Source organism: Rhodobacter sp. NSM, assembly GCF_052244495.1.
Lineage (GTDB): Bacteria > Pseudomonadota > Alphaproteobacteria > Rhodobacterales > Rhodobacteraceae > Cereibacter_A.
The window spans coordinates 1-13,538 of sequence record NZ_JBQPXH010000002.1; the positions used below are offsets into that span (position 1 = coordinate 1).

Annotated in this window: 15 protein-coding genes and 1 tRNA gene; 8 read left to right on the forward strand and 8 right to left on the reverse strand. The window is 67.7% G+C overall.

All coding sequences use genetic code 11. From position 1 onward, the window contains the following. Nucleotides 1-71 precede the first annotated feature (71 nt). Together msrQ and msrP are read right to left on the reverse strand one after the other, a co-directional pair. Nucleotides 72-677 carry a protein-methionine-sulfoxide reductase heme-binding subunit MsrQ gene (gene msrQ / locus ACTVZP_RS04490; RefSeq protein ID WP_443210902.1) on the reverse strand — a complete coding sequence of 202 codons (606 nt, stop codon included), beginning with the start codon at nucleotides 675-677 and terminating at the stop codon, nucleotides 72-74. After that, nucleotides 678-1,583, reverse strand: a complete 906-nt coding sequence (gene msrP / locus ACTVZP_RS04495; RefSeq protein WP_443211430.1) for a protein-methionine-sulfoxide reductase catalytic subunit MsrP — start codon at nucleotides 1,581-1,583, stop codon at nucleotides 678-680. A gap of 210 nt (nucleotides 1,584-1,793) precedes the next feature. On the opposite strand from msrP, the gene ACTVZP_RS04500 reads away from it, so the two are divergent. Continuing rightward, nucleotides 1,794-2,267, forward strand: coding sequence for a fasciclin domain-containing protein (locus tag ACTVZP_RS04500; protein ID WP_443210903.1), 474 nt, complete (start codon nucleotides 1,794-1,796; stop codon nucleotides 2,265-2,267). A gap of 47 nt (nucleotides 2,268-2,314) precedes the next feature. On the opposite strand, the gene clpB is transcribed toward ACTVZP_RS04500, so the two are convergent. After that, complete coding sequence (gene clpB, locus ACTVZP_RS04505) at nucleotides 2,315-4,927, reverse strand: ATP-dependent chaperone ClpB (RefSeq protein ID WP_443210904.1); 2,613 nt, start codon at nucleotides 4,925-4,927, stop codon at nucleotides 2,315-2,317. Nucleotides 4,928-5,227: 300 nt separating this feature from the next. On the opposite strand from clpB, the gene ACTVZP_RS04510 reads away from it, so the two are divergent. Beyond that, nucleotides 5,228-5,461: a hypothetical protein gene (locus tag ACTVZP_RS04510; protein ID WP_443210905.1), complete on the forward strand. Its 234-nt coding sequence runs from the start codon at nucleotides 5,228-5,230 to the stop codon at nucleotides 5,459-5,461. Between the two features lie 34 nt (nucleotides 5,462-5,495). Here the strand turns inward: ACTVZP_RS04510 and ACTVZP_RS04515 are convergent, their stop codons facing one another. Next, nucleotides 5,496-6,383 (reverse strand): ROK family protein, encoded by an 888-nt coding sequence (locus tag ACTVZP_RS04515; protein ID WP_443210906.1) that lies wholly within the window; start codon nucleotides 6,381-6,383, stop codon nucleotides 5,496-5,498. 103 nt (nucleotides 6,384-6,486) lie between these two features. Between ACTVZP_RS04515 and pyrF the strand changes: the two genes are divergently transcribed. Continuing rightward, the gene (gene pyrF / locus ACTVZP_RS04520; protein ID WP_443210907.1) at nucleotides 6,487-7,185 is read left to right on the forward strand and encodes an orotidine-5'-phosphate decarboxylase; all 699 of its coding nucleotides are present in this window, start codon (nucleotides 6,487-6,489) and stop codon (nucleotides 7,183-7,185) included. Between the two features lie 3 nt (nucleotides 7,186-7,188). Here the strand turns inward: pyrF and ACTVZP_RS04525 are convergent, their stop codons facing one another. The 3 genes from ACTVZP_RS04525 to ACTVZP_RS04535 form a co-directional block, all read right to left on the reverse strand. Continuing rightward, entirely contained in the window at nucleotides 7,189-7,551 is a 363-nt protein-coding gene (locus tag ACTVZP_RS04525) for a hypothetical protein (RefSeq protein WP_443210908.1), read from the reverse strand. Nucleotides 7,552-8,009: 458 nt separating this feature from the next. After that, a complete protein-coding gene (locus ACTVZP_RS04530) occupies nucleotides 8,010-8,279 on the reverse strand; it encodes an NfeD family protein (RefSeq protein WP_443210909.1) in 270 nt (89 codons plus the stop codon). Then, nucleotides 8,276-9,157 (reverse strand): SPFH domain-containing protein, encoded by an 882-nt coding sequence (locus ACTVZP_RS04535; RefSeq protein WP_443210910.1) that lies wholly within the window; start codon nucleotides 9,155-9,157, stop codon nucleotides 8,276-8,278. The genes ACTVZP_RS04530 and ACTVZP_RS04535 overlap by 4 nt, the downstream gene beginning before the upstream one ends. A gap of 127 nt (nucleotides 9,158-9,284) precedes the next feature. Between ACTVZP_RS04535 and ACTVZP_RS04540 the strand changes: the two genes are divergently transcribed. Next, nucleotides 9,285-10,538 carry a DNA polymerase IV gene (locus ACTVZP_RS04540; RefSeq protein WP_443211431.1) on the forward strand — a complete coding sequence of 418 codons (1,254 nt, stop codon included), beginning with the start codon at nucleotides 9,285-9,287 and terminating at the stop codon, nucleotides 10,536-10,538. A gap of 1 nt (nucleotide 10,539) precedes the next feature. On the opposite strand, the gene ACTVZP_RS04545 is transcribed toward ACTVZP_RS04540, so the two are convergent. Then, on the reverse strand, nucleotides 10,540-11,400 hold the full coding sequence (locus ACTVZP_RS04545) for an N-formylglutamate amidohydrolase (RefSeq protein WP_443210911.1): 861 nt from the start codon (nucleotides 11,398-11,400) through the stop codon (nucleotides 10,540-10,542). Nucleotides 11,401-11,552: 152 nt separating this feature from the next. Between ACTVZP_RS04545 and ACTVZP_RS04550 the strand changes: the two genes are divergently transcribed. From ACTVZP_RS04550 to ACTVZP_RS04565, 4 genes are all read left to right on the forward strand, one after another. After that, nucleotides 11,553-11,627, forward strand: a tRNA-Val gene (locus ACTVZP_RS04550). 69 nt (nucleotides 11,628-11,696) lie between these two features. Beyond that, on the forward strand, nucleotides 11,697-11,822 hold the full coding sequence (gene ykgO, locus ACTVZP_RS04555; RefSeq protein WP_002722020.1) for a type B 50S ribosomal protein L36: 126 nt from the start codon (nucleotides 11,697-11,699) through the stop codon (nucleotides 11,820-11,822). A 276-nt stretch (nucleotides 11,823-12,098) separates the two neighbouring features. Then, on the forward strand, nucleotides 12,099-12,392 hold the full coding sequence (locus ACTVZP_RS04560) for a hypothetical protein (RefSeq protein WP_443210912.1): 294 nt from the start codon (nucleotides 12,099-12,101) through the stop codon (nucleotides 12,390-12,392). A gap of 4 nt (nucleotides 12,393-12,396) precedes the next feature. After that, a complete protein-coding gene (locus ACTVZP_RS04565) occupies nucleotides 12,397-13,005 on the forward strand; it encodes a glutathione S-transferase (protein ID WP_443210913.1) in 609 nt (202 codons plus the stop codon). Nucleotides 13,006-13,538: the final 533 nt, after the last annotated feature.

The following is a 13,538-nucleotide window of genomic DNA, read 5'->3' on the forward strand; positions in this document are numbered from 1 at the left end:
GTCCGATCACCGGCGCGCGCTACTACATATTGCGATCTGCACACGCCTGCACACAGCATGTACGGGAGGTGTCAGCGCACCCGCCGCGACGCCCTTACGGCCCTCATTCCGAGCAGCGCCATGACAGCTGCGGTGTAGAGGATCGGCTCCCAAGGCCAGGCCTTCACGAGAAGCAGGAAATGCAGGGCTCCGAGGACGGCGACCAGATAGGTGAGCCGGTGCAGACGCGTCCAGGCCAGCGGGCCCATCCGCCGAATCGCGGCGTTGCTCGACGTCAGCGCGAGGGGAATCATCGAGACGAATCCCAGCATGCCCAGCGTGATGTAGGGACGCTTCGCAATGTCGGCCCCGATCTCGGCCCATCGGAACTGCAGGTCGAGCATCAGCCAGACGGAGAGATGGAGGCAGACGTAGAAGAAGGCGAGCAGCCCCACAGCCCTTCGGAAGCGGATCAGGTTCACCCCCGTCCACCACCGGAGCGGGCTGATGACGAGTCCGCCGACGAGGAACTGCAGCGCAAGCTCGCCCAGGCGATGCTCGATTGCCTTGACCGGATCGACCCCCAGACCGCCTGTCGCGGCCTGCCACACCAGAAGCGCCAGCGGCAAGAGGCCCGCGGCATAGATCACGCTCGTCGGGACCGGCCGCAGCGCCCCGTTGATCCGCTGCGCGATCATTCAGAAGTCCACCGCCAGATCCTGGCCGGCGTAAAGCTGCGCGACCTGATCGCCGTAGCCATTGAAGGGCTGAGTTTCGATTCGGGGCGCGAAGAAGCCCGAGCCGATGCGCCGCTCGGAGGCCTGGCTCCAGCGGGGATGATCCACGGCCGGATTCACGTTGCTGTAGAAGCCGTATTCGCGCGGGTTCTGCGCGTTCCACGACGTCTGCGGCATCGTCTCGACGAGCGAGATCCTGACAATGCTCTTGATCGACTTGAAGCCGTATTTCCACGGCACGACCAGCCGGATCGGGGCGCCGTTCTGCTTCGGCATCTCCTCTCCGTAGAGGCCGGTCGCGAGAATTGTCAGCGGATGCATCGCCTCGTCGAGCCGCAGCCCCTCGCGGTAGGGCCAGTCGAGGATGCGCGAGCGCACGCCCGGCATCTCCTCAGGGCGGACGAGCGTCTCGAAGGCCACGAATTTCGCCGACGGCTGCACACCTGCACGGTCCAGCAGCGTGCGCAACTCGAACCCGATCCAGGGCACGACCATCGACCAGCCCTCGACACAGCGGAGCCGGTAGATCCGCTCCTCGAGCGTCACGCCCTTCAGGATGTCGTCCAGCGGATAGGAGCCGGGGCGATCGACCAGCCCGCCGATCTCGACCGACCAGGGATCGACCGTCAGCGCGCCGGCGTTGCGCGCCGGGTCGGCCTTGTCGAGACCGAACTCGTAGAAGTTGTTATAGTTGGAGATCTCCTCGTAGGTGTTTGGCATCTCGTCGGTCGAGAAGCGGCTGGCCTTCGCCTCGATCCGCGCGAAGGCCGGCCCTGCCAGGCTCATCGCACCCGCCGCTGCGAGGATCTGCCGCCGGTTGAGCCAGTCGGCCCGCGGCGTGACGTCTGACCATCCGGGCTTGCGCATCATGTCTCCCTCCCTTGCCTGAACCATAGGTGCATGCTGAGGGCCTGATTTCAAAGGCTCTTGCGATCACGTTGCAGGGACCGGGGCGGGCACCGGGCCGCTCACGCCGGATCACGTCCGTTCACGGCTCGTCCGACCTGGCGATCCACGCCGGGAGGCGGGGCGTAACCCTCGCGCCACTCAACGGCACGACACAGGAGGACTGGACTGATGCGCAACACACTTCTCGCCCTCGGCGCCGCCGGACTGCTCGCGGCACCCGCTTTCGCCGAAACCGGAGACATCGTGGAAACCGCCACCGAAGCGGGCAGCTTCACGACCCTGCTCGCCGCTGCCGAGGCCGCAGGCCTCGTGGACACCCTGAAGGGAGAGGGTCCCTACACCGTCTTCGCTCCGACCGACGAAGCCTTCGCGGCCCTGCCCGAGGGCACCGTCGACGACCTGCTGAAGCCCGAGAACCAGGAAAAGCTGACCGAGATCCTGACCTATCATGTCGTTCCGGGCGAGGTGATGTCGTCGGACCTTTCAGAGGGCATGATGGCCGAAACCGTCGAGGGTGGCGAGCTGACCATCTCGCTGGAGGACGGTCCGCAGGTGAACGGGGTCACGATCTCGCAGCCCGACGTCGATGCGACCAACGGTGTGATCCATGTGATCGACGGCGTGCTGATGCCAAGCGCCTGAGGGACAAGGCCCGCCCCCGCGTCCCGGGGGCGGGCCTGCCTTGAGCGTCAGTGAACGACCGCGTCCTGCGGACGCTCGCGGCGCGAGGACGAGATCCGGTCACCGATGATGAGCCCGTCGGCCCCCGCGCTGACCGTGATCGTCGATCCGTCCATGACATCGCCGGCAAGGATCATCTCGGCCAGCGGATCCTGCAGATGGCGCTGGATCACCCGCTTCAGCGGGCGCGCACCATAGACCGGATCGTAGCCCTCGTCGGCGAGCCACTGCCGGGCCGCCGCATCGAGTTCGAGCGTCACCTTGCGGCTCGCCAGCCGCTTCCCGAGCAGGCCGAGCTGGATCTCGACGATCTGGCCCATGTCCTCGCGGCTGAGCCGGTCGAAGATCACCATTTCGTCGAGGCGGTTCAGGAACTCGGGTCGGAAATGCCCCCGCACCGCCTCCATCACCGCGGCCCGCGCCGGGGCCGGATCGGCCCCTTCGGGCAGCTGGCTCAGCGCATAGGCGCCGAGGTTCGAGGTCAGGATGATCAGCGTCTGCTTGAAGTCCACCGTCCGGCCCTGACCGTCGGTCAGCACACCGTCATCGAGAACCTGCAAGAGCACGTTGAACACCTCGGGGTGGGCCTTCTCCACCTCGTCGAACAGCACGACCTGATAGGGCCGGCGGCGAACCGCTTCGGTCAGCACGCCACCCTCGTCATAGCCGACATAGCCCGGAGGCGCGCCGATCAGCCGCGCGACCGAGTGCTTCTCCATGAACTCGGACATGTCGATGCGGACCATCGCCTGGTCGTCGTCGAAGAGATACTCGGCGACCGCCTTGGTAAGCTCGGTCTTGCCGACGCCGGTCGGGCCCAGGAACAGGAACGACCCAAGCGGACGCCGTTCGTCGTTCAGCCCCGCCCGCGCGCGCCGAACGGCATTGGCCACCGCGGTCAGCGCGGTGCGCTGGCCGATCACCCGCCGCCCGAGTTCCTCCTCCATCTTGAGAAGCTTCTCGCGCTCGCCCTCGAGCATCTTCGAGGTCGGGATGCCGGTCCAGCGCTCCACCACCTCGGCGATCTGCTCGGGGCGGACGGCTTCCGACACCAGAAGGTCGCCCTCGCGCGCCTCTGCCTCGTCGAGCTGCTTCTCGATCTGCGGGATCACGCCATAGGAGAGTTCGCCCGCTCGGGCCAGATTGCCCTCGCGCTTGACCTGCTCCAGCTCTGCCCTTGCCCGGTCGAGCTTTTCCTTCAGATCGCGTGCGGCCTCGAGCTTGTCGCGCTCGGACTGCCACTGCGCCGTCATCTCGGCGGCGCGCTGGGTCATCTCGGAAAGCTCCTTCTCGAGCTTCGCCAGACGGTCCTTCGACGCCGCGTCGTCCTCCTTCTTCAGCGCCTCGGCCTCGATCTGCGCCTGCAGGATCTGCCGATCGAGCGCGTCGAGTTCCTCGGGCTTCGAATCCACCTCCATCCGCAGCCGGCTCGCGGCCTCGTCCACGAGGTCGATGGCCTTGTCGGGCAGGAAGCGGTCGGTGATGTAGCGGTGGCTGAGCGTCGCCGCCGCCACCAGCGCCGCGTCGGCGATCTTCACCCCGTGGTGAAGCTCGTACTTCTCCTTGATGCCGCGCAGGATCGAGATCGTGTCCTCGACCGTCGGCTCCTCCACCATCAAGGGCTGGAACCGCCGGGCGAGGGCCGCATCCTTCTCGACATGCTTGCGATATTCGTCGAGCGTCGTGGCGCCGATGCAGTGCAGCTCTCCGCGCGCGAGCGCCGGCTTGATGAGGTTCGCCGCATCCATCGCGCCTTCCGACTTTCCGGCGCCGACCAGCGTGTGCATCTCGTCGATGAACAGGATGACCTCTCCGGCGGCCGCCGTGACCTCGTTCAGCACGGCCTTCAGCCGCTCCTCGAACTCGCCGCGATACTTCGCACCCGCGATCAGCGCGCCCATGTCGAGCGACAGCAGCCGCTTGTTCTTCAGGCTCTCCGGCACGTCGCCGTTCACGATGCGCAGCGCGAGACCCTCGGCGATGGCGGTCTTGCCGACGCCGGGCTCGCCGATCAGCACGGGGTTGTTCTTGGTCCGGCGGCTCAGGACCTGCATCGAGCGGCGGATCTCGTCGTCGCGCCCGATGATCGGGTCGATCTTTCCGTCGCGCGCCGCCTGCGTCAGGTCGCGGGCGTATTTTTTCAGCGCGTCATAGCCCTCCTCGGCCGACGCGCTATCCGCGGTGCGCCCCTTGCGGATGTCGTTCACGGCGGCATTCAGCTTCTGCGCGGTCACCGCGCCCGCATCAAGCGCGTCCTTGGCCTTCGACGCGACCATGGCCAGCGCCATCAGGATGCGCTCGACCGGAACGAAGCTGTCGCCCGCCTTCTTCGCGATCTTCTCCGCCTCGTCGAGGACCCGGACGAGACCCGGGTCCATGAAGGGCTGGGCGTCGCCCGACACTTTCGGCAGCTTGGCGATGGTCAGGTCCACCGCCTCGGCCACACGCTGCGGCTCGCCGCCCGAGCGGCGGATCAGGTTCGAGGCGAGTCCCTGATCGTCGTCCATCAGAGCCTTCAGGAGATGTTCGGGCGCCAGACGCTGATGGCTCTCCCGCATCGCGATGGTCTGCGCGGCCTGAAGGAACCCACGCGACCGCTCCGTGAACTTCTCGAGGTTCATCGGTCACTCCTCTCAATAAGCCCCCGCGACACCGCCCGACAGTCGGCACGGTCCATCCCGGGTCTTGCTGATCAGGTGGTCGCATCATCGGCCGAATTCAAGGATCACGGGGCAATCAACCGCCCGTGTTCTTGCCCCTCCCGCGCTGGAACCAAAGCCGGCTGACAGATATTTATCCACAAGCGAACCCGCTGGCCCGACCCGCACGCCCACCGCGCCACGCGGTCACTCTCAGGGACGGGTCCTGCGGGTCCATTCTGATCCCGACCGCGACTGCGCGGTTCAACGAGGAGTGTCACGATGCGTATCCTCTCCGCCACCATCGAGCGCGCGCACTACGCGCGCGACTTCGGGCAGGTCGAGGCGACCGTCGCGCTGCTGATCAAGGACAGCGCGCGCCCGGTGCCCTATGTCCGCCGGATCTTCACGACGGAGCCTGCTCGCGGCAGTCTGCCGCTTCGGCAACGTCTGATCGACAGCGCGACCACCTTGTTCCGGGCGCGCCACGAACCGCAGTTGCAGCGGGCCGCCTGAGCAGCATCACCCGCCATAGTGCGGGCGACCGGCGCTAGCGGAAGGTCTCCAGGCCGGCCAGCGCCGCTCCGACCAGCCCCGGTTCGGGATGCATCGCAGGCAGCAGCAGGGCCTCCGACGTGCGGCGCAGGATGCGCTGCCGGACCGCCCGATCCAGCGCCGCGACAAGATCCCTGTCGTTCGCGAGCCCTCCCCCGACCGGGACGGCCGAGGGTCCCACGACGTTCAGGACGACGGCGAGCGGTCCCGCGATCAGATCAAGCCACACCTCGACCGTGCCGGCAGCGGCGAGGTCTCCGGCACGCCACGCCGAAAGAAGCTCGCGACTGTCGAGCGACCGCCCGGTGAGGTGGAGATGCAGCCTCTCGATGCCCCGTGCGCCACCCAGCGTGTCGATGCATCCGGTCTGCCCGCAGCCGCAGGGAAGCCGCGGCACGTCCCGGCCGAGCGGCCTCTGATCGAGGATCGGGCCGTGACCCCACTCTCCGGCAATCCCTCCTGCACCCGAGACGAGCTTGCCGTCGATGACGAGGCCACCGCCGACACCACTGCCGAGAATGATGCCGAACACGTTCCGGTGCCCCTTGGCCGACCCCCGCAGCGCCTCGGTCAGCACGAAGCAATCCGCGTCGTTCCCGATCCAGACGGGGCGGTGAAGCGCTGCCTTCAGATCCTCCGCGAGGCATCGCCCGCTGACGGCCGGCAGGTTTGCCGCGGTGATCCGGCCACTCTCAGGATCGACCACGCCCGCCATCGAGATCGCGAGGTTCGTGGCATCCGGCGGAACGAGACGCGAAAGCGCGTGCACGAAGCCGGGAAAGCTCGGCGGCATCGGCAGTTCGCCCAGCGGCTCCAGATGATCGGGAGCGAAGGCGCGAGCGGCGCGGATGCGGGATCCGCCTATGTCGAGGGCGATAAGCATGGGCGCCTGATAGCAGCCGCGCCCGACGGACGGAATGGCCTGCCTTGACAGCGAAGCGTCGCAGCCGCATGACCCGCCCGATCCCATGCCGAAAGGAGCTTTCATGGCCGACGACCGCCTGATCGTGGCACTCGACGTGCCGAACGTCGTCCAGGGGCTGGAGCTTGCGCGACAGCTGGGCGATTCCGTCTCCTTCTACAAGATCGGGCTCGGAATGCTGACGGGGGGCGGGCTGGCGCTCGCCAACGAACTCAAGCAGGAGCAGGGAAAGCGCATCTTCCTCGACATGAAGCTCTTCGACATCGGGGCCACGATCGAGGCCGCGGTACGCGGCTTCTCGCAGTTCGACATCGATTTCCTGACGGTTCATGGCGACCCGCAGGTGGTCCGAGCCGCGGCCGAGGGCAGCGCGGGCAGCGGGCTGCGTATCCTCGCCGTCACGGTGCTGACTTCGCTCGACCGGGCGGATCTGGACGCGAATCTCATCAAGTCCGGTGATCTTGCCGAGATCACCCTCGAGCGGGCGGCGCGGGCCCTGGAGGCGGGCGCCCATGGCGTCATCGCCAGTCCGCAGGAGGCCGCCGCTATCCGGGCCCTTCCGCAATCGGACGGTCGGCTGATCGTCACGCCGGGCGTCCGCCCCGACGGCGCGGCCCGCGGCGACCAGAAGCGGGTGGCGACGCCCGCCCGCGCCATTGCGGACGGGGCCGATCACATCGTCGTCGGCCGGCCGATCTGGCAGGCCGAGGATCCGCGGGCCGCTGCCCTCGCCGTCCAGGCGGAGCTACCGGCGCGCGGCTGAGCCCTACTGCGCAGGAGCGGCCGGCTCGGTCGCGTCCGGTGCAGGCGTGGCCGGGGTCGCTTCCGGCGCGGTGGCGTCCGGCGCAGGCGTCGTAGCATCCGGCGCAGGGGTCGTGGCATCCGGCGTGGTTGCCGGAGGGGCGGCCGCATCGGGTTCGGTCGTGGTCGTGGTGGTAGCCGGCGGCGTTTCCATCGTAGCATCGTCGGTGGCGCTCATGCCGCCGAAGAGGAACCACAGGACGAGCAGAAGCACGACGACGGCTCCGACGACGTACCACATCGTCCGCGAGGTCGAGGCTTCGACGGGACGCTCGCCAGCGGGCCGGTTGGTCGGGGTCGGGCCGGGGTCGCGACGGTAGTCAGACATGAGATCCTCCTTCCAGTTTCCTTCGGGAAGGAACAGAAGTCGCCTCGCCCGGTTCCCCTGCCGATGCGGCCGAGGCTCGCGGGCAGCGAAAGTCTGCCATGATGCGGAAAAGTGTTTCGCCGGAACCGGTGGTTCACAGGTGGCCTGCGCCGGGTCAGGTCGCTGTGCAGGATCGCCGAGGCGTCACGCGCCCTCGCCACTCCGGTCAGCCGCGCAGACCTGAGGACGCAGGGATCCCGGAGCCGTGGTCGCGTTCTCTTGAGGTGCGGTCGGCGATGAGACTGGCTCTCCGCACAGCAGCCGTCGCGCCTCCGAGCTTCTGACCTTATGACAGGGCGTGACTTCCGCAGCCGACGGGCGCCCCACCCGCTGGCGTCACCGACATCCCCGGCTTCCACCACGCCGGGACGCATCTCTGCCCCGGATGCAGTTCGGCCTGGATCCGCGAATCCGTCAGCTCAGTTGTCGTTGATGTCCCGGTCCCAGAGCTTCACCGAGCCGCCCGGCAAGCCGAAGACGCGGCGCATCCCCAGGCAGAAGACGAGAGAGATGACCGCGAAGACGACGAGGAGGAGCGGCAGGCCCGCCTCGAAGCCGAGCCAGATCAGCAGGCCGGTCGCCACGGCACCGACCGCGAAGCCCAGGAACACGAAGCCCGGCACAAGGACCTCGGCGATGGCGATCACGAGTCCCGCCACGACCCACGCCCACCAGACCGACCAGATCATGACCGTCCCTTCAGCATCTTGAACGCGTCCGAGAAGGCATCCATGGCCGAGGCCGGAACCACGACGAGCTGCTTGCCATCACCCTTGCCGACGGCCGTCAGCGCCTCGACCTGCTTCAGGGCCACCTGATACTGGGCGGCTTCCAACCCGTTTTCGCGGATCGCCTCGGCGATGACCCCGGTCGCATAGGCCTCGGCATCGGCAAGCACCCGGCGTGCCTTGGCTTCCTGCTCGGCCGCGTAGAGTTCGGCATCGGCATTCAGTTCGACCGCACGCTTGCGGCCCTCGGCCTCGGTGACGAGGGCGCGCCGGGCGCGTTCGGCATTCAGCTGCTGCAGCATGGCGGCGCGGGTCGCGTCGTCGAGGTTCACGTCGAGCACCTCGGCCCGCGTGACCTCGATCCCCCAGTCGTCCACCATGGCCGCGACCTGCTCTCGCACCTTGTGGATCAGGTCGGACCGGTTCGACTGCACCTGATCAAGTTCAAGCTTGCCGATCTCGCTCCGCACGATGCCGGCGACGGTGGTGGCGATGGCGGCATCCACGTCGCGGATCCGGTAGACCGTCTTTTCGGGTTCGGTGATGCGGTAGAAGACCGATGTCTCGACCTTCACCAGCACGTTGTCCGCGGTAATCGCGTCCTGCATCGCGTTGGGAAGCTGCCGCTCGAGCACCGAGATCTTGTGGGCGACCACGTCGAGGAACGGCACCACGAAGTTGATCCCCGGCCCGAGGACGGCGCGCAGCCGGCCGAACCGCTCCACCACATGCTTCTGCGATTGCGGAACGATCCGCACCCCGAGAAAGACGCAGAGGATGATGAAGGCGGCGAGCGCCAATAGCACGGCGTTTCCGCCGATGAAGTCTGCCGGTTCCATGGTAACTCCCAACGATCGCCCCGGCTCTTGATGCCGCGAAGCCCTGGTGCGCGCAAGGATGGCGACGGAAAGTTAAAGACAGGCTGACGATCTACCGCAGCCGGGGGCGCGGATGTATCATGGCGTCATGCCCGTCCTGTGCCGAGACTGCCTCACTGCTTTCGATGGCGGCACCCGCTGCCCGGCCTGCCGCTCGCCTCGCGTGACGGCCCATCCGGAGCTTTTCGACCTTTCGATCGCGCATATGGATTGCGATGCCTTCTACGCCAGCGTCGAGAAACGCGACGACCCGTCGCTGCGCGACCGGCCCGTGATCGTGGGCGGCGGCACACGCGGCGTCGTCTCGACCTGCTGCTACATCGCGAGGATCTCCGGCGTGCGATCGGCCATGCCGATGTTCCAGGCCCTGAAGCTCTGCCCCGAGGCGGTGGTGGTGAAGCCCCGCATGGAGGTCTATGTCGGCGTCTCCCGACAGATCCGCGCAATGATGGAGGAGATGACGCCGGCCATCGAGCCATTGTCGCTCGACGAGGCCTTCCTCGACCTGACGGGCACCGCACGTCTGCACGGCGCGCCGCCAGCCGTCCTTCTCGCGCGCCTCTTGCAGAGGATGGAGCGCGAACTCGGCATCACGGGATCGGTCGGCCTCTCGCACAACAAGTTCCTCGCCAAGATCGCGTCCGACCTCGACAAGCCGCGCGGCTTCTCGGTGATCGGCCGGGCCGAGACGGCGGATTTCCTGCGCGCGCAGCCGGTCCGGATCATCTGGGGCGTGGGCACGGCAACGCAGAGCGCGCTGGAGAAGGCGGGAATCCGCGCCATCTCGGACCTTCTGCGGTGGGAGAAACAGGATCTCGTCGCCCGCTTCGGCCAGACAGGCGAGCGACTCTGGCACCTTGCCCGCGGCGAGGACCGCCGGCGCGTCTCGCAGGACCATGCGCTGAAGTCGATCTCGAAGGAGACGACATTCAACGAGGACACCGGCGATCCGGAGATCCTCGACGGCCACCTGTGGCGGCTGGCCGAACAGGTCTCGGACCGGGCGAAAGCGCGCGGCCTCTGCGGGCGAACCGTCACACTGAAGCTGAAGCGCACAGATTTCGCCATCGTGACGCGCCGGCATGCCTTGCAAGGCGCCACGCAATCGGCGGACCGGATCTACCGCGAGGCGCGGGCGCTCTTCGATGCGGCGCGCTCGCCCGGTCCGTTCCGGCTGATCGGCGTCGGCATCTCCGATCTCACCCGCGGGGAGGAGGCGACGGTGACCGGAGACCTGCTCGACCCTTTCGCCGAGCGCCGTCAGGCCGCGGAACGGGCCACGGACGAGATCCGCGCCCGCTTCGGTCGGGACGCGATCATCAAGGGCCGCTCCCTGCGGTGACCTACTCCGCCGCGAGCGGCATGGCGGGCCGGCCCACCGAGACGATCTCGGAGACGACCTTGGCCATCAGCGTCGAGAAGGCCGGGAACCTCGCGCTCCGCTCGATCCGGCCCTCGTCCATATAGAGAGAGCGGTCGACCTCGATCTGCACGACGTGCTGGTTGCGCGACGGTCGGCCATAGGCCTGGGCGATATAGGCACCGGCAAAGGGCGCGTTGCGCACGACCCGCAGGCCCGCCGAGACGAAGGCGGCCTCGATCCGATCCACCACCGCACGCGAGGCCGCGGCGCCGAAACGGTCGCCCAGCACGACCTCGGGCGTGGGCTGCCCGGGACGGGCGTGGGTCTCGATGGCCTCGTGAGGCATCGAATGGCAATCCACCAGAACCGCCTCGTTGAAAAGGACGCGGCTCTCCTCGATGAGGTCGCGCAGGGCCTGATGGTAGGGAACCCAGTAGCGCGCGATCCGCGCCTCTGCCTCTGCCAGCGGCATCTTGCCCCGGTAGATCTGCCGGCCGTTCGCGACGACGCGCGGAATCACCCCGAGGCCCGAACTCACGCGCGGATTGTGGGGCGCACGCAGAATGCCTTCGATAAGCGCCGGATCCATCTCATCCGCCGCCCGGTTCATGTCGACATAGGCGCGCGGGACACGGGCAAGGAGAAGGGGCGCCCCGAGAAGTGGCGCAGGAGAGAAGAGTTCATCGACGAAGGCATCCTCCGAGGATCGGAGCGCCCGTTCGTCGAGAATCGTCCTCCCCACGAGCGACGCCGGATAGTCCCGCCCGCTGTGCGGCGAGGAGAAGATCACGGAAGTGTCGCGCCTTTCCGGGCGGATCAGCGAATAGGCGTCCGGGGTCATCTGGCATCCTTCACCGCCCGATAGTGCTCCATTTTCTAGCTCTCCAAAACCCCTTGAACACCCCGCCGACTCTATTTATAGAGCAGCGCACCGACGGGGTGCCGCCCGGTCGCCGGCTTCTGGCCGCGCAGTGGTGGCAGTCACGTCAGAGTGGGCGGTTAGCTCAGCGGTAGAGCACTACGTTGACATCGTAGTGGTCACTGGTTCGATCCCAGTACCGCCCACCATTCATCGCCCCCGGCCTCGGGGGCATAGTTTTTTCAAGGCGCACGCGCGCCGCGAAAGGGAGAAGAGAGATGAAGGTTGCGAACTCGCTCCGCTCGCTCAAGCTGCGCCACCGCGACTGCCAGGTCGTGCGCCGCAAGGGCCGCGTCTATGTGATCAACAAGACGCAGAAGCGCTACAAGGCCCGTCAGGGCTGAGCGCCTGAATTCGAGGGACAGGAAGGCCGCCCGGGACATCCCGCGGCGGCCTTTTCATTTCGGATCACCGATGACGCAAGGGAAACGTCGATCCGCTTCGGCCGCGGATGGACCTCCTGCCGGCAGCTTCCGTCTCCCCGCACCGGCCTTCCGCTGGGGCGCATCCCGATCCCCGTCCTGTCGCGGGAGCATCGCCATCGCCTGACCCTGCGTCGGCGGCCGTTGCCAGAGAGGTGTCCGCGGCCTACCATCCGGGAACCGACAGAGGAGGTCGCCATGCCACTTCCCATCGTTCCCATCGCCGTCATGGCGCTGCGCACGGGCGCGGTTGCAGGCGCGATCTGGCTCGTCCGTCGTGCGGTCGTGGCCGGGCGGACGGACCAGCGGGCCGAGGATGCCCTCGATGATCTGGGCGAAGGCCTGTTTCTGCATCGTCCGGCGGATCGCTCCCTCGACGGCGTCCGCCAGACCAATACGGCCGGGCATTTCCGGCGCAGGCTGACCTGGTCGGGCGGGGGCGTCGAGGTGGACGCGGCCTGGCTCGGCCGGCTCCGCATCCGGAGGTTCTGACCACATGCGGCTCTACGCTTCCGCGACTTCGCCCTTCGTGCGCAAGGTCGACGTTGTGCTATACGAGACCGGCCTCGCCGACAGGGTCGAGCGCGTGATGGCCGGGGGCACCCCGGTCGATCCGGGCAGCCTGCCGCTGGCGCTCAACCCGCTCGGCAAGATCCCGGTGCTCGGGCGCGACGATGGGCCGGCAATCTACGACAGCCGGGTGATCTGCCGCTACCTCGATTCCCTGGCGAATGCCGGCCTCTATCCGCAGCCGCCCCGGCTTTGGGACGCGCTGACGCTGGAGGCCACCGCCGACGGCATCCTCGAGGCTGCGGTCCTCATGGTCTACGAGGTCCGCACCCGGCCCGAGGCGAAACGGCACGAACCGTGGGTCGAGGGGCAGTGGAACAAGATCTCGCGCGCGCTCGAGGCGGTGGAATCGCGCTGGATGAGCCATCTGCACGGGCCGCTGGACATCGGCCAGATCGCGATGGGCTGCGCACTCGACTACCTCGACTTCCGCCACGGGCCGCGTGACTGGAGAGGCAGCCATCCGACGCTCGCCACCTGGGCACAGAGCTTCAGCCAGCGTCCATCCATGCTCGCGACCGTGCCGGTCGGCTGAGACCCCAGAGGGAATCATTCGCGAAGCGCGAATGACAGGCCGATCCGGGCGAAGGGTAGGCCTGCGCCAGGGAACCCCTTCGGACCGAGGGGAAGCGGCGAAGCGTGCCTGGCCGAACGGGAAGCTGACGTGGGTGGCCGCGAGACGCGGCCACAGATGAAAGGGCACTATCAGGCACGACAGCGGAGGCAGTGGCCAAGCCGCAGCCGGCAGGGCCGACACGAAATCGTGAATGGGGCCTGCCTGACCGGGTTCGCTGCCCCGGTGCGCCGAGGGCCTGCCTGCGTGCCGCGCGCCCGTCTCCTGACCCGTCAACGCGTTCGTAAGAAGCAGTTTTCCGTTCGGACTGTGGCGTTTCGATGAGTCGCGCAGGCACGTCCCGGGGTTGGGTCGCGCCGGCAGCCTGAGAGGCTGCACGGACTGCGATCGGCCGGCAAGGCAGATCCGCAGGGCATTGACCCTGAAATGGGCAGGATGCGCGTCCCTTCTCCCGGCGAAGTCGCTCAGCCTCGGCCCGTCCCCGACCCGCAGCA